The organism is Olleya sp. KKT75 (genome assembly GCF_055635485.1).
The window spans coordinates 1087660-1103695 of record NZ_CM145759.1 but is presented as its reverse complement, the minus strand read 5'-3'; the positions used below and the strand labels follow the sequence as shown (position 1 = coordinate 1103695).

The following is a 16036-nucleotide window of genomic DNA, read 5'->3' as shown; positions in this document are numbered from 1 at the left end:
CTCGAAAGAGTTACTGGTTTAAACTTATAAAAAACATGAAAAATTACTGCATAGTTATTTTAGCCTTAATGGGTTTAGGATTTTATTCTAACCAAAGTTATGCGCAGCAAGATGCTCAATACACTCAATACATGTACAACACGCTTAGTGTTAACCCAGCGTATGCGGGGTCTAGAGATGTACTAAGTTTTGTTGGTTTATATAGGACACAGTGGGTAGGATTAGACGGTGCACCAGACACGTTTACTGCTTCATTGCATTCACCTGTAGGAGAAAAAGTAGGTTTAGGTCTTAACGTAACTCAAGATGAGATATTTATTACAAGCGAAACTTACATCGATTTATCTTTTAGTTATACACTTGATTTAGCCAATGATGCTAAATTAGCGTTAGGTATTAAAGCCGGAGCGCATTTACTTAACATTGATACTAATAGGTTAAATACTGGTGCTTTTAATCCAGGAGATGCTAATACAGAAATTAATGTTGATAATAAATTTTCTCCTCAATTTGGTTTAGGTCTTTATTATTACACAGATAAATTCTATTTAGGTTTAAGTGCTCCAAACATTTTAGAGACAGAACACTTTGATCAAAATGCAGCAAACAATAATTCATTTGCAACTGCTAAAGAAAGAATCAATTTTTACCTTATGGCAGGTAGAACATTTGATCTTAATACAGATTTAAAGTTTAAGCCTTCTGCCTTAGTCAAGGTTGTGGACGGTGCGCCACTTCAAGTTGATTTATCGGGTAACTTTTTAATCAAAGAAAAGTTAACATTAGGTTTAGCTTATCGTTGGAGTGCTGCTTTAAGTGCTATGGCTGGTTTTCAAGTATCAGATCAAATCATGTTAGGTGTTGCTTATGATAGAGAGACTACAGAGTTAAAGCAATTTAATGATGGTTCTTATGAAATATTTCTAAGGTTTGAATTATTTAAAAGAAATAACCGTATGATCTCGCCAAGATTTTTCTAATCCCAAAAACTAATCAACATGAAAAAAATAATTACAATTTATATTAGCTTATTTTTTCTTTCAATAAATGTTTTATCGGCTCAAGAAAAGAAGGCTGTAAAAGAAGGTAATAAGGAATTTGAAAAGCTAGCCTATATAGAGGCAAGACAATCTTATTTGAGAGCTTCTAATAAAGGCGTTAAATCTGCAGAGTTATTAAAAAACTTAGGGGATTCTTATTATTTTAATGCAGACTATACAAACGCAGCTAAATGGTACGGTCAATTAATGCAATCTTCAGATAGTATTCCATCGGAGTACATCTATCGCTACGCTTTATCATTGAAAAGTGATAAAAGATATTTAGCGTCAGATAACGCTATGGAAAAATTTCACCAAGCTAAAGGTGAAGATTACCGTGCTAATTTGTTTGTTAATGAAAGAAACTATTTGGAAGAAATTGAAATGCAATCAGGACGTTTTGAACTTGTAAATGTAGATTTCAATTCAGAATTATCAGATTTTGCACCATCTTTTTACCAAGGGAGTTTAATTTATTCTTCTAACAGACAGCAAAGAAGCGCAGCAAAAAGAGTACATGATTGGAACGAACAACCATTTTTAGATCTTTACAAGTTAAACAGTACAGAAGTACTTAAAACAAGTAGTTCTAAATTTAGTAGTACAGTAAATTCTATTTATCATGAGTCTACTGCAGCTTTTACAAAGGATGGGTTAACTATGTACTTTACTAGAAACAACTATACGGATAAAGACTATAAGGAAGATGAAGACGGTACAAACAGATTAAAACTATACAGAGGTACAAGAATAGATTCAGGAAATACTAATTGGGATGTTCAAGAACTACCTTTTAATAGTGATGAGTATTCAGTTGCACACCCAACGTTAAGTCCAGACGAAAAAACATTATATTTTGCAAGTGATATGCCAGGTACTAGAGGACTTTCTGATTTGTATAAAGTGGCTATAAAAGATAGTGTTTTTGGAGATATTATAAATCTTGGTGATAAGATTAATACAGAAGGAAGAGAAACATTCCCTTTTATTAGTCAAGATAACAAGTTATATTTTGCTTCTGACGGTCATGTTGGATTAGGAGGATTAGACGTTTTTGTTTCAGAATTAAATAATGACAAAATTGGAGATGTTTTTAATTTAGGAAGACCTGTTAATAGCCCTGAAGATGATTTCACTTTTATAATTGATAGTGAAACTAGTTTAGGTTATTTTGCATCTAATAGAGAAGGAGGTAAAGGTTTTGATGATATTTATAGTTTTAAAATGTTTAAACCAATTATTTCAAGATGTGAGCAAGCTATTAATGGTGTTGTTTTAAATAAAGAAAACGATCAGCCAATTGGAAATGCAACGGTATACTTATTAGACGAAAACAATAAAGTAATAAACGAAAAAACATCTAGAACAGATGGTAGTTTCGATTTTACCTTAGATTGTTCAAAAGGGTATTCTATAAGATCTACAAAAGAAACGTATTCTACTGCTGAAAAAGTATTTAATACGCCAAATATTACTGGATCAATGGAGCGTACATTATTTATGAAAAAACAAGACGAATTACCTGCTCCGTTAGGAACAGATATTGCACCGTTGTTGGGAATAAATCTTATTTACTTTGATTTAGATAAATCTTTTATCACAAAAGATGCAGAGGTTGAGTTACGTAAGGTAATTGACTTTATGTATGTGTATCCTAATGTAAATATAGATGTAAGATCTCATACAGATAGTCGTAACACCGATCAATATAATATTGATTTATCAGACAGAAGAGCTAAGTCTACAATTGAATATTTAGTGACTGTAGGAGGTATTAGCAGAGCTAGATTAACAGGACAAGGTTATGGAGAAACACAACTACGTAACAAATGTAGTGATGGTGTTAAGTGTAGTGAGTCAGAACATCAATTAAACAGAAGAAGTGAATTTATTATAGTAAAATAAATCTCAGTTTTATATATTAAAAAAGCCTTCCAATTTGGAAGGCTTTTTTATTTGTAATACAAACTAAATTATTCTTTAGTTTCTGTTGATTGGGTTTGTGGTGATAATGCGTTTTTAGCAATTAAAGCCATGTTAAATTGTGGCTCAATAGCTAAAGCTTTATCTAATAGTAATAAAGCTGCTGCTTTGTTTGTGTCTTTGTTTTGATTAAATTGTACTAAAGCATCAAGATAATAAAATGCAGATTTTAAAGGCACTTTATAAGGCTGCTGTGTTTCGTAAAAACTTTTACCTTGATTGTCTTTTACGTTTGTTAACCCTAAGTCTACATATTTTTTAGCTTCAGTAAGGTTATTCAGATTTAAATTAAGCTCTGCCAACTCATAAGCTACTTGTGCATTTTTATTTTTGTCATAAATAGCTTTGAAAAAAGGTATAGAACCTTCCAAATTTCCTATAGATTTTAATGCTACAGCTTTTACTTCTATAGCCATTTCAGAATCCGAAGATTTTTGTTCTGCGCCAATAGTGTTTAAAGCCTGGTTAAATTTCCCTTCTTTTAAATAAATATAGGCTAAGGTATCTTTTCTTGCTTCTGATGGTTTTAGCAAATTTAGATGCGTAATAGCATTTATCAAACCCTGCACATCACCTTGGGTTTTCATTTGTTTGTAATAAGCTTCGTAGTGCTTTGTTAATGCGTCATTAGATTGTGCATTTGCTCCTAAACAGAAACCAAAAACAGCTAAGTAAAGTATCTTTTTCATTGTTATAATTTTAATTGCGTCAAAACTATGAAAATATTTCATGTTTTGTCTTAAAGGGTTATTAATTAATGGGTTGTTGTTCTATAGTAATTGTCTTTTTTACTAACACTGCATCATTTAAAACAAATGGTTTGGGGATCATATTTGGACTTCTTGGAGGTATACTAAAATGTTCGTTTTCTAACAAGTCAAAAGAGGCTTCAAAAAGTTGTAGCTGCGTTATTTGATCTATAGGAACACAAATTTGCATGTCCAGCATCTGGCCTTTTTCAACATAAAAGCTAAATAGTCTATTGCGCTTCCTGTTTTTAAATACTAATGAATCTCCTTTAGCACGGTAAGCATCCACACCATTAATTTTAAAAGATTTAAATAGATTGGTAGAATCTGAAAATACTTCCATGCGTTGCACATCACGTTGTGGCATAATGCAAATATTAAAAAAGTGGGTGTTATTAATTATGGTATCATTACTGACTTCTATTTTAGGTGAAGGAATAGCCTTTACAGGAGCGCTGGAAGCATAAGTGTAACCTGACGCATATTTACTGCCAAAAGTATTTTTATTTAACTCAGAAGCTTCTTTTGGCGTGCTACCTAAAAAGTTTTCGGTATAACTATCTAGTGTTTTATCATAAGTTGCCCAAAGTGCTGTGTTGGTGTCTAAATCTAGTGTGTAGACTAAGCTATTTGGTTTTGGTGTGTCGGGTGTAAATGCGGAATTAAAGTGCGCTATGAAAAAGGCAACCATTCCGAAGAAAAAGAAAACATAACTCCATCTTTTTTTGTGCTTTAATTGCCCAAAAACGGGTAAGCATAATCCAAATATTAAAACGACTAATACCGCACTAGCGACTAACATTTTTAAACCTAAACCAACGGGAAACATTTTTACAAAAGGCGCAAGTATAAATAATGTAGGGATGCATAATATTGCTAAAAGGAAACTATTAGGTTGTTTTTGTTTAAGTAAAACAAAAAAGGCAGCTAAACTAAAGTATACCGGAATAATAAAAAAGCTGGCACCTTCCAGTTTTAATGCAATTGCAGTACAAATTATAAGCCACAATGTTAAAGGCGCAACCAATAAACTAGTAGTATTGTTAGCTTTATAGGTTTTACGATAAAACATAAAACTTATTGCTATTGTTATTAAAACAAAAAACCAAATATAGGTGTGACCGTTATAAGTAAAACCATGAAGCAACTCTTTGTATTCTGGATAGATAAGTAGTATTAATGTCCATCCAAAATAACCAATGACACCACTAGTAATTAAGCTTAGTAAAAAGGATGTAAATCCTATTTTTATTTCTTTAAGTTGTAGTTTTCGGTTTCTAAAACCATAAATAATTAGTCCAATAAATAGTACAACAGCTAATATTAACATTGGAAAAATCCAACTAAAAGGATAGATTACAGTATTAAAAAACGGAACATTAAAGTAAATATAGTCTTCGGTACTTTTTACTTGGTTTAAATTGGCTTGACTAAAATGATGTAATAGTGGCATAATGTAAGTGCCTTGATGTTCTAGAGTGTTTCTGTCCAACCGCTCATAATTATCCATTTTTGTATGATAATCAAAATGATCGTCTATAAATGCAAAGTTGAAACCTTCAATATCACAATCGCGCCTAAAAACGGTTAAGTCCGTATCATTTGGAAGCATTTTATATATGCTGTAGGCTAATGAGTTTGCGACAGGAAATTTAGGGTGTGCAGCTACAAATTGTTTCATTAAATTGGCATTTCCACCATTAGTTTCTATCAGCATGTAACTGGGTCCACCGCTTCCTCTAGCTTCAAAATTTAAAACTAAACCAATGTCTTTTGCCCAGTGGTGTTGGTTAACAAATAAATCGGCACCATTTAAACCTAATTCTTCAGCATCCGTAATACCAATTATAATATCATTTTTGGGCTGTTTTCCATCTGCTAAAAAAGCACGTAAGCCTTCCAAAATTGTTACCACTCCAGAACCAGCGTCACTAGCACCAATGGCACTATGTGGATTACTATCGTAATGCGTTAATAACATTAATGCTTTAGTATTTGCAGTTCCCTTTATTCTTGCAAGTATGTTTATTGGTTTTGCTAAATTACCCCATTTACTTATAGTGTAACCTTCTTGAAGTTGGGGCTCTAATCCTAATTTTTCTAATTCTGAAACAATATAGTTTCTCACCTTAGTGTGCTCTTCGCTACCCGTATAATGTGGTTTTTTAGAGATTTCGGCTAATTGAATTAAAGCACGTTCTGTTGAAAATTGATTTAAAGGGGTTTCTAAATCCGAAATTTTATTAGGTAATAAAGCATCAAAACTGGCGTAAACAGCAAGAATAATTATAAGTATAGCAAGCGCTTTTTTTAACATTTTAAGGATGGTTAATTAGTTGATATAAAAGTAGTAAAATATTGTGTGTGTTAATGGTTTAGGTTAAATGCTTTAAAATCAGTAACTTTAAGTAAAATAAAAAATAACAGGTATGGGAATTAAAAGTTTTGAAGGTCCGAGAAAAGGACAACAGCAAGTAGAAAGTAATCAATCCTTAAAGGTTAGTGATTACATGACAAGAGATTTAATAACTTTTAAAGCAACGCAAAGCGTAGAGGAAGTAATAGACACATTAATTAAATATAAGATTTCTGGTGGACCAGTGGTTAATGAAAAAAACGAATTGATTGGTATTATCTCTGAAGGCGATTGCATTAAGCAAATTAGTGAAAGTAGATATTATAATATGCCAACACAAAATAATAGTGTAGAGAAACATATGGCAAAAAATGTCGAAACAATAGACGGTAATCTTAATGTTTTTGACGCTGCTAATCGTTTTTTAGAATCTAAACGTAGACGTTTTCCAATAGTAGAAGACGGAAAATTAGTCGGGCAAATTAGCCAAAAAGACATATTAAAAGCAGCCATGCAATTAAAAGGTCATAACTGGAAATAGTGTTACGCACGACCATGTTTTGGTCGCAATGCTTCAGGTGTATCTGTAATTAAAATTTTATCATCCGCTTTGGCTGTAATTGAAGCTATGCTAGAATAATTATAGTCTTTTACCGGGTTGTCTAATTTTATCCATTTGACATGCCCAGCTACGGTTATGCGCTCGCCAACTTCTACGATAGCTTCAGTATAGCGTAGTTGTTTATTAAAACCAAAGACGGATTCTGTCTTAATATTATATGCTTCTAGAAGTGCTTTAAATTCAGGTGTGGGATCTTTAAACGTGCCAGAGCTTACTGTTTTATCCGTATCTAAATAATCATAATAGTTTTTTGGGTCTTGCATCGGGAAAATAATAAGACGCTCTCCTGTTTGCTCAACAAAAAAATCTTGAATTCTTTTTTCGTTAACTATTGTTTTCCAGTGTGCGCTTTTACCATTACTTTCTTTTCTCTCAATTTTAATTTTATAAAACACGCATTTACGTTTGCTTAATGGTGCTATTAAAGGATCTCCAATGTTAAGTGCAGTACCTTCTATTTTAGCAAAACGGTTATTTTGTAGACTACCAATTCTACTAAAACCCACTTTTTTTAATCGTCTTAAAATGGTTGTTTTGGCACTAAAATAATAGATTAATAAAATAATAATTGCAATAGCAAAGGCTATTAGAAAAACAATAATAGTGGTTGACATTTAAAAAGCTGGTTTATGGTTGCTATACTATTAGTATAAAAAAGGAATGATTAGTTACAGTTTTTGCGTTCCAGATTTTAAAGCATACAATGCAAAAGATGCTAACCAATGCGCACCAGCATATTCTCCAGAATCCATTTTATTATAGCTAGCATTAAAATGGGTATTAGCTAAGGCCATCATGTTTTGGTTGTCTAATATCAAGCCCATTTCATACAAACACCAAGCGCGACTAAAATTTAAACCATCCAAATGTGCCATTTTGCCATCCGTTTTGTCAACCACTTCTACAGTGTTTATAAATTGTGATGGATTGTGTCTAAAATCAGGTAAAAACGCATCCAACCATTTGATGTACTCTGTTTTTGGTAATACTTTAGCCATAAGTGAGGCTTCCTGTAGGCAAGGTGATAAAAAATCAAAACCTCCAGGCTCCCAAGTTATCGGGCACCCTTCATCTTTTAAATAAAATACTTTGGCTTTGTCAATAATTACTTGTTCTAATTTTGGACTGTATTTTTTAGCATAATCCAATGCAAAACTCATCCCAAAAGCGGTGTTTGGATGTTCTCCAACACGGATTGGATAATTTAATTTATTAAAAAAAGCGATGCATTTTTCCTCAATAAGTGCTGTTAAAGGGGCTAGGTTTTTTGATAGTTGTTGGCCTTCCGGCGTGTCCCATTCTTTTAGGCTTTCGGCTAATTTAAGTAGCCAAGCCCAACCATAAGTACGTTCAAATGTTTTGTTGTATTGGTCATCAAAATAGTCTATTTCCTTTAAAATATTTGTTTCTGTTAAGGTTGCTTTCAGCTTAGCTAAAACAACATCTCTAGATTTAAAATCAGGAAAATCTTTTAAAATATTAACTAAAGTCCAATGTCCATGTACAGAACTGTGCCAATCAAAACAGCCATAAAAAGCAGGATGTAACTGTTGTGGTGTTTTTAAATATGTACCATCTCCTAAAACCTGATTTAGTTTGTTAGGATATTCTTGATCCAAACAAGTGTATGCAAAATGATATAGATATGTTGCTTTTTTTCCGTCAAGCGGAATTGGAGTTACGTTTGCTACAACTTGATTTTTAGTTACATCAAGATTAGGTGTGGGTGCTACGTTATTGTTTTTATTACAGCTAAAAATGAAAACTAGCAGTAAAATAAATAGGTTTTTCATAGTATTATTGGCGTTTTACAAGTGCATAAAAATCGTTGTCTAAAGGCAAGTAACCTTGGTCATAGACAAAGTAGTAAATAGTACCAGCTTTTGTGGTGTAAATACTTGTAAAGTAATTAAAATCGAAACCTTTGGCTTCTAATTTAGTTTTGGTGGTTTTTGTTTTTTGATCAGGATTTAGGCTTTCTAAAATGCGCCAATTTTTACGTAAACGGTTATTAATGTTACGGATTAAGTTTTTACCATCCTTGTTAACTTTATTGTTATGTGCATTTCTACAACCGTCACTACAGAATTTTTTATCTATCCGACCAACTATTTTATCTCCACATTCGGGACAAGCTTTATTCATGATTGTTTATAAATTAGGGTTTTTAATGGCGTACCAACGTAATTGTATAGCGTCTTCGGGATAATAAAAATCCTCAATATAATCTAGACCTATTTTTAACAGGGCATTGTGTGACGCTTCATTTTTTATTTCGGTTAAACCGAAAATAGTATCTAACTTCAGTGTTTCAAAGCCAAAATTAACAGCAGCTTTTCCAGACTCTGTGGCATACCCTTTATTCCAATATTTGGGTATAAGTCGGTAACCAACGTCGTAAAAATTAGTGCGATTATTAAACGTGTAATCGTCAATAAGTCTTAAGCCAGACCAACCAATAAAATCGCCCGACTTTTTTTCTATAAGTGCTAATCTACAAATGCCATGTGCTTTATATTTTTGCTTACATGTGGCAATGTATTCTAAACATTGGTCTTTATTGGTTACGGGTTTGTTACCTAAATATTTATGTACTAGTGGATCGGAATCTAATGCAAACAGCCCATCAACATCTTGGTCTTCAAACTCGCGAAGTAGTAACCGTTCTGTTTCTATGTAAATACTCATGCTTATTTTTTATAGTTGAATTTTATTTTCTCAATTACTAATTCAAAATATATTCTAGCTTCTGAGTGATAGAAAATAATGGTGTAAATAATTGTTTCATAAATAGTTAAATTGAAAAGGAAAGATACGTAATTTCCGTTTACAAACGACAACAAACGTTTACAACCGACATTAAATGCGTAACTACCGATTAATATTTGGTTACTAAATCATCTTTGCAGTGTTGAATGGAACTAATGAAATTCAATACTATTAAAACCTTATCTTATGAATACGTTAAGAAACAAAGTACAGTTAATTGGAAACCTTGGACAAGATCCTGAAATTATTAATTTAGAATCTGGTAAAAAGTTAGCAAGATTTACATTAGCCACAAACGAAAGTTATAAAAATGCAAAAGGCGAGAAAATTACAGATACGCAATGGCATCAAATTGTTGCGTGGGGGAAAACCGCAGACATTATAGAAAAATATGTTATCAAAGGAAAAGAAGTGGCTATAGATGGAAAGTTAACCACAAGAAGTTGGGAAGATAAAGACGGTATGAAACGTTATACAACAGAAGTACTTTGTAATGAATTGTTGTTGCTAGGGAAGTAGTGGTTTGTAATAATTTGACACAAAAAAGGAGGCTAAATAGCCTCCTTTTTTTTTATTATAATTTTCTTTTTCTAGTCTTTATTTTTTTTCGCTTCTCTTTCTTCTTTTCTCAGCGCTCTTTTTTCTTTTCTGGTAAGTTCTTTGTCTGTAAATGCATCTTTAAACTCTATATCATCATCAATTTCTCCTTTAAATGCACTTATCCATCCATTTTTAAATATACCTCCTATAGTAGTTAGTACACCAGATTGGATATTATTTAAATCGCCTTCCATTGGTATTTTAGTAGCAATAGTATCTGTACTTTGATTTTTTAATACAAATTTGAAAAAGCCCACAAAACCTTCCCAAATAACACCAAGGACACCATCGTCTTTACCTATTAGTTTAGAGTCTTTTAAAAGTGGTTTCATGTAACCTTTAAAATAACCGTCCGCTATTGCAATTTCACTATAAAGCCCAAATGTACCAGACTCAAAATCAATACCGCTATAGTGTCTTGTAAATGGGTTTAAACTTGTTACATCAGCATCTTCTAAAGCAAAGGACACATCCATGTCTGGTATTTCATTAATAATATTGACGTTACCATTAAGTGTTACTTTTCCTCCTCCAATGGACAGGGCTGTTGCTGTAATTGGAGATGGTAAGATTAGCTCATTTTCTTTTACATTTCTTAAGTTGTCGGCTTGTAACGAGATAGTATTAAATTGTAAATCGATATTTGGATCCGTATTTAATTGTACATAGGCTAGTTTACCATTTTTAATGTCTAAATGGTTAATGTCTATCGGGACTAAGTCTGTTAACGCTTTGGTCCAATCGTCAACATCAGGCGCTTTACTTGCTGTTTCTTGATCTTCTTGTACGTAGATTATTTCAGGATCAGTCATTAGTATTTCACTAACAATATGTCCTTTTAATAACGATTTCCATTCTATTGATATATCTGTTTTTGGAAATTTTAAAAAAGGAATCTGTGTTTTGGCATTGACTTTATTTAAGTACATACCATTAATAACATAAGCGCCTCTTATTAACGAAATATCAATATCTTCTACTTGTCCGTAATAACCAGGTATATCGGCTAGTACTTTGTTTACATTGTCTTTAACTAGTATTGGTAAATAAAGTCTAAAAGCAATTAATACCACTATTAAAGCTAAAGGTATCAAATACCTTTTCTTTTTAATTCCTCTGTTTTTCTTTGTTTTTAGTGTCATATTGCTCTTACTATTATTCAAAAAAAGGCTTACTTACGCGAGCCTTAAGGTTTTACAATATAGTGTAAATTTAATCTACTGCGTCTTCAACGTCATCCTTTACACTTTCTACTGCGTCTTCTACTTTTTCTCCTGTTGTTTCTTCTCTGCATCCAGATAATGTTATTGCTAAACAAAATAAGACTACAAATGCATATGGTGCTTTTTTCATTTTTTATGGTTTAAGATTTGTCTTTAATTTTGATTTCATCGTCAGTAATTTTCACCTTTTTAGTTTCGGTTTCCATTTTGACTTTGTTGTCTTTAATTTTCATCTCAGCACCATCATCTTTCATCTCTTCCATTACCTCTTCCTTTTTAGTTTGCTCTCTACACGCCACAAATGAGGTGCTTAAAACAGCTAGTGTCAGGAATGTATATATTAACTTTTTCATGATTTTTGGTTTTTAAGGTTAGTTTATCTTATGATGTCTTCCAGTTTTTTTACGGTGTTTAATGCCGATCTTACTGTGGTTAACTGAGTTTGAATAATTGTTTTGATTTCAGAATCTTCATTAAAACGTTCTAGCTTTTCTTCGTATTCCGTTAAACTTGCTTTTTCACCTCTGATACACTCTTCTAATAAGGCTTCATCGGTATCTGACGTTAATGTAGATTTTACATTAATCCATCCTCTATGTAAATCTCCAGTTAAAGTTCCAGATGCTTTTGGCTCTGCGTTATGTTTTCTAATTTGAAAGTCCAACTCAGTTGCAAATGTGTTACGTTGTAACGCTTTTTGTTGCATCCAGTTTTTTAATGGCTGGTTTTCTGTTTTTTGCATGACCTGTTTGTATCCAGCTTCTGCATCGTAATTTTTTTGTAATAAATCTTGTAAAGTGTTTACTAATTCTTTATTGTCTTTTGTGATTTTCATGGTTTTGAGTTTTTGTTGTGTTAATAATAATTTGTTTTTAGAATCTATAGCGTATCCCTAAGGCTATATCAAAATCTACATCGTCACTATAATCATCATCAAATCCTAATTCTGGTCTAAAGTCTAATGATAATTGTAAGGGAATATCAAAATTATATTCGATACCAATGTCTCCTGCTACTAATGCAAACGTCCCATCGTTATTTCCGTTATCGTAAGATCCAAATCCGGCTCCAGCACCAACGTACCAGTTAAAACTGTCGTCTATTGGCATTACCCATTGGTATAAACCAACTAGTTTAAAAACGTCTAAGTTATCTGAGTCTCTCCAACCTAAGTCAAACTCTAATCTGTTGTTGTCATTTAGGTGTCTTTGGTATGAGATTTCTGCTCCAAGACCATCATTGTCTCCTAGTCTTAAACCTAAAGCGTTTTTAGATATGTCTTGAGCGTTTACTGTAAATGCTGAAAGTGTAAGGGCTAATACTGATAATATAAATGTTTTCATTTATGTTGTTTGAGTGTTATGTTTTTAATGTTTTATTTAAGTAGTCTTGTTAGACTCCTTTTCCTCCAATTAGTCTTAATAAAATTGCAATTACTGCTATGACTAATAGGATGTGAATTAATCCACTTGCACTGTAGACAAAAAATCCTAATGCCCAACCAATTACAAGTATTACTGCGATGATATAAAGTAGTCCTCTCATGATGTTTTATTTTTTAGATTAATAGTTTATTTTCTTGATTTAAAAGATTCGATAATTTTAGACTTAGGGACTTCTGTGTTCCCCATAAGTTTTACCATTTTTTCTGCTTGATCTGCACTTGTTGCTACACCTGTGGCATAACCACGATCTGTTACAACGCCCCAAGTATAAACTTGTTCTGTACTTGTTGCTTTACTTAGGTTTATACTAGTAATGTCTTTTTGTAGTATTGTAGTTGTTTTGGAGATCATTGCTATTTGCTTGTTAGCATCCTTTAAATTATCTGCAGTTCCGGTAAATACAACAGTGGTAGTTTTTACAGACCATTGATAAATTTGCGTTTCGGCATCATTTTCTGGCTCGATAGGTGTGCTAATTGGTAATGTTATGCTAGTATCTGTTAATAGTTGTTGCTCTAAGAAATCAAGTTCTGCTGCGTTTGCTGATAATATACTTGAAGCGATAAGTCCTAATGTAATAATTGCTGTTTTCATAGTTAGATGTTTTAATTGTTGTTAACTGTTAGTGTTAAGGGTGTTAATTATATTTTTTGTTCTGGTTAAACTGTCGTTAATTTTTGAATCTGCTTTAACAATCAGTTTTTTAAACGTTTTGCTATTTGTTGTTTTTGATAGCTTGTTTAAAAGAAAGAGCTGATTATCTATTATAGCTTTCAATTTTTGTAATGCTTTTATTTTGTTTTCTTGGCTACTATCTACTATAACATTACTGGGTGATATTTCTGAGTAATTTGGTATTGATATTAGTTTGTTAGTGGCTACTGTATTAAATGCTTCAGCTATTTCAATGTGCGTTTCTTCTATCTTTTTTATCAAGGCTACTGCGCTATCTTTAGTTACTACATGTTGTAATTTTTTACTTAAGTGGATAACATCTTGATTATCCTTTGATAACATTAATAGCAGTTTTGCTTCGTTTTTATTAGTTGCTATTGTTTGTTGTGTTTGCTCTATTTCTTTATTCTGTTGGCTTTTACTTTTAATAAACTCGTCACAAGAATTAAAACTTAAAGCAATTAGTAATACTGTAAAGAAGAGCACAACTGTAAATCTTCTATTTTTCAGATATTTCATTATTTTTTTACTTGTTAATTATTGTTGGTACAAAGATGCAACCGACTTGTTTGTTTGCTGTTACATCATTTTTGATATTGTTTACAGAATTAGCATCTTGTGTATTACATTCCGTATTAAATACAATGCAAAGTTGCGATATAACAAGAGGTTTGCTGTTACATCATTTTAGTATAAGGTTATATGATTTCAATATAGCATTACATTTTATGCATAAAAAAAAGCCTTACGTGATGTAAGGCTTTAGATATATTAAAATAAAAGAATTTAGTCAATTGGTAGGTAAACGGTAAAGGTTGCACCTTTATTAGGTTCTCCCTTTGCGGTGATATACCCTTTATGGTTTTCTACAATTTTTTTGCATATAGATAGACCAATCCCGGTTCCAGAGTATTCGTCTTTGTTATGTAGTCTATTAAATAGTGTAAATATTTGCTCGGCATATGTGTTATCAAAACCAATACCATTATCTGTAAATACTAGTTTATGATAAAACTGATTTTTAGGTTTTATAATACCGTCTTCTTTATCTGCTTCCACAACTTGATGTGTGATTTCTATTTTTGGAATAACACCTTCTGCTTTGTATTTAATAGCATTACCTAATAGGTTAACAAATAATTGCTGAATTTGAAACGGGATGACTTTCATGGACGGAAATGCATCTGATGTTATAATAGCATTTTCTGCTGAAATAACTTCTGCCAAATCCTGTTTTGCAGCTTCAAAAATCAAGTTTATATTAGAGTCTTCAAAAACTTTATCGGCTTTGTTTGATCTAGAAAATTGTAATAAATCATCAATTAGTAAACGCATTCTAGTTGCTGCATTTTTGATTCGGTCTATATAACGAATCCCTTTTGGTGACAATTTATCAACTTCTTCATCTTCTAATCGTGATAAAAAAGTTTGAATTTTTCTTAATGGCTCCTGTAAATCATGACTGGCAACATAATTAAAAGAAGATAATTCTTTATTGTTTCGTTCTAACTCTGCATTACGCTCTTCTAGTACTTTAAAGCTAATAATTTCGTCAGTTATATCTGCTGTTGTTCCAAGTAACACGGTTTCATCTTCATCATTAACTAAAGATTTACCATAAGCCTTTAGATGTTTTACATTTCCATTTTTATGAACCACTCTGTAATAGATGTACGGTAGCTCAACATTCTCCTTCATTTGTTCTACTTGCTTACTTAGCTGGTCCACATCTTCTGGATGTACGTAGGTTAAAAAGTTTTCTATGGTAGGTTTAAAAGATTGTGGCTGTTCGCCTAATAACCTATATAAATTATCAGAATAGGTAAATGTGTTTGTTTTTACATTCCAAGTCCAACTACCGTGTTTACTTACAATTTCTGACTGGTTTGTGGATTCTTTAAAAATTTCTAATTCTTCGTTAGTAGCTTTTAACTGTTTGATGTTTTTGTAAATACTATTGTATGCAGCATACATTAATAATAACGAACATAACAATAAGGAAAACAATAATAAAGGCGTTGCCATTAAGTCGCTTTTATATTCGTTATTTCGTTGGTTTAGAAGGTTGTTTTGTATAGCAATAGCGCCCTTAATTTGATCTCTAATACTATCCATTAACACTCTACCATTCTTGAAGTTTTGGATAAAAGCAGGATCATCAATATCATTTTTTGGTAAAGACCTGTAAGACGTTTGAAAAGCTAATAACCTTTTGTTAATTAATAGGTTTAGATCCTTTAAGCTATTGGTTAAAGTAGTATTGTCTTTTGCTAAAACTTTAAGCTCTGCAAAACTGTTGTTTATTTTACTACGTCCTGAAATATAAGGTTCTAAAAAAACAGAGTCGTTAGTAATTATATAGCCACGTTGCCCTGTTTCGGCATCTTTTAAATAAGACAAAACCTGTTCTAGCTCGACATTTACCTTATATGTATGGGTAATCATCTCAGAAGATTTTGTAACCTCAGTAATACTTCTGTACGTTAAGGCACCAACAACAAGAATAACCAATGCGCTTATATAAAGCATGGTTCTTAAAAAGGAAATATTATTTGATAATGTTTTAATCATAGT

19 protein-coding genes are annotated in these 16036 nt (G+C 32.0%); 4 read left to right on the top strand and 15 right to left on the bottom strand.

Translation table 11 applies throughout. From position 1 onward, the window contains the following. Positions 1-35 precede the first annotated feature (35 nt). Both ACZ2G2_RS04980 and ACZ2G2_RS04975 read left to right on the top strand, forming a co-directional pair. Positions 36-980, top strand: a complete 945-nt coding sequence (locus ACZ2G2_RS04980) for a PorP/SprF family type IX secretion system membrane protein (protein WP_090841791.1) — start codon at positions 36-38, stop codon at positions 978-980. A gap of 18 nt (positions 981-998) precedes the next feature. Next, entirely contained in the window at positions 999-2945 is a 1947-nt protein-coding gene (locus tag ACZ2G2_RS04975; protein WP_470394306.1) for an OmpA family protein, read from the top strand. Between the two features lie 68 nt (positions 2946-3013). Here the strand turns inward: ACZ2G2_RS04975 and ACZ2G2_RS04970 are convergent, their stop codons facing one another. Further along, entirely contained in the window at positions 3014-3712 is a 699-nt protein-coding gene (locus ACZ2G2_RS04970) for a hypothetical protein (protein WP_470394304.1), read from the bottom strand. Between the two features lie 61 nt (positions 3713-3773). After that, positions 3774-6089, bottom strand: a complete 2316-nt coding sequence (locus tag ACZ2G2_RS04965; protein WP_470394303.1) for a M28 family peptidase — start codon at positions 6087-6089, stop codon at positions 3774-3776. Between the two features lie 112 nt (positions 6090-6201). On the opposite strand from ACZ2G2_RS04965, the gene ACZ2G2_RS04960 reads away from it, so the two are divergent. Further along, entirely contained in the window at positions 6202-6669 is a 468-nt protein-coding gene (locus ACZ2G2_RS04960; protein ID WP_470394302.1) for a CBS domain-containing protein, read from the top strand. Positions 6670-6671: 2 nt separating this feature from the next. On the opposite strand, the gene ACZ2G2_RS04955 is transcribed toward ACZ2G2_RS04960, so the two are convergent. Genes ACZ2G2_RS04955 through ACZ2G2_RS04940 form a run of 4 tightly spaced genes read right to left on the bottom strand, consistent with a single transcriptional unit; the run spans position 6672 to position 9438 of the window. Beyond that, on the bottom strand, positions 6672-7364 hold the full coding sequence (locus tag ACZ2G2_RS04955; RefSeq protein WP_470394300.1) for a hypothetical protein: 693 nt from the start codon (positions 7362-7364) through the stop codon (positions 6672-6674). Positions 7365-7418: 54 nt separating this feature from the next. Continuing rightward, the gene (locus tag ACZ2G2_RS04950; protein ID WP_470394299.1) at positions 7419-8543 is read right to left on the bottom strand and encodes a DUF2891 domain-containing protein; all 1125 of its coding nucleotides are present in this window, start codon (positions 8541-8543) and stop codon (positions 7419-7421) included. 4 nt (positions 8544-8547) lie between these two features. Continuing rightward, entirely contained in the window at positions 8548-8895 is a 348-nt protein-coding gene (locus ACZ2G2_RS04945) for a hypothetical protein (RefSeq protein WP_090841778.1), read from the bottom strand. Positions 8896-8901: 6 nt separating this feature from the next. Then, a complete protein-coding gene (locus tag ACZ2G2_RS04940; protein ID WP_101203646.1) occupies positions 8902-9438 on the bottom strand; it encodes a GNAT family N-acetyltransferase in 537 nt (178 codons plus the stop codon). 267 nt (positions 9439-9705) lie between these two features. Between ACZ2G2_RS04940 and ACZ2G2_RS04935 the strand changes: the two genes are divergently transcribed. Beyond that, positions 9706-10038 carry a single-stranded DNA-binding protein gene (locus ACZ2G2_RS04935; protein ID WP_090841774.1) on the top strand — a complete coding sequence of 111 codons (333 nt, stop codon included), beginning with the start codon at positions 9706-9708 and terminating at the stop codon, positions 10036-10038. 71 nt (positions 10039-10109) lie between these two features. Here ACZ2G2_RS04935 and ACZ2G2_RS04930 read toward each other — a convergent pair whose 3' ends face one another. From ACZ2G2_RS04930 to ACZ2G2_RS04890, 9 genes are all read right to left on the bottom strand, one after another. Further along, positions 10110-11261, bottom strand: a complete 1152-nt coding sequence (locus ACZ2G2_RS04930; RefSeq protein ID WP_470394297.1) for an AsmA family protein — start codon at positions 11259-11261, stop codon at positions 10110-10112. A 70-nt stretch (positions 11262-11331) separates the two neighbouring features. After that, entirely contained in the window at positions 11332-11472 is a 141-nt protein-coding gene (locus ACZ2G2_RS04925; RefSeq protein WP_282069296.1) for a hypothetical protein, read from the bottom strand. 10 nt (positions 11473-11482) lie between these two features. After that, a complete protein-coding gene (locus ACZ2G2_RS04920) occupies positions 11483-11695 on the bottom strand; it encodes a hypothetical protein (RefSeq protein ID WP_090841770.1) in 213 nt (70 codons plus the stop codon). Positions 11696-11718: 23 nt separating this feature from the next. Beyond that, positions 11719-12177, bottom strand: a complete 459-nt coding sequence (locus ACZ2G2_RS04915) for a ferritin-like domain-containing protein (RefSeq protein WP_470394295.1) — start codon at positions 12175-12177, stop codon at positions 11719-11721. A 37-nt stretch (positions 12178-12214) separates the two neighbouring features. Continuing rightward, a complete protein-coding gene (locus tag ACZ2G2_RS04910) occupies positions 12215-12685 on the bottom strand; it encodes a hypothetical protein (RefSeq protein WP_470394293.1) in 471 nt (156 codons plus the stop codon). A 49-nt stretch (positions 12686-12734) separates the two neighbouring features. Beyond that, on the bottom strand, positions 12735-12887 hold the full coding sequence (locus ACZ2G2_RS04905) for a lmo0937 family membrane protein (protein ID WP_116823882.1): 153 nt from the start codon (positions 12885-12887) through the stop codon (positions 12735-12737). A gap of 26 nt (positions 12888-12913) precedes the next feature. Next, complete coding sequence (locus ACZ2G2_RS04900; RefSeq protein WP_470394290.1) at positions 12914-13381, bottom strand: hypothetical protein; 468 nt, start codon at positions 13379-13381, stop codon at positions 12914-12916. 21 nt (positions 13382-13402) lie between these two features. After that, a complete protein-coding gene (locus ACZ2G2_RS04895; RefSeq protein ID WP_470394288.1) occupies positions 13403-13981 on the bottom strand; it encodes a hypothetical protein in 579 nt (192 codons plus the stop codon). Positions 13982-14248: 267 nt separating this feature from the next. After that, a complete protein-coding gene (locus ACZ2G2_RS04890) occupies positions 14249-16033 on the bottom strand; it encodes a CHASE3 domain-containing protein (RefSeq protein ID WP_470394287.1) in 1785 nt (594 codons plus the stop codon). Positions 16034-16036: the final 3 nt, after the last annotated feature.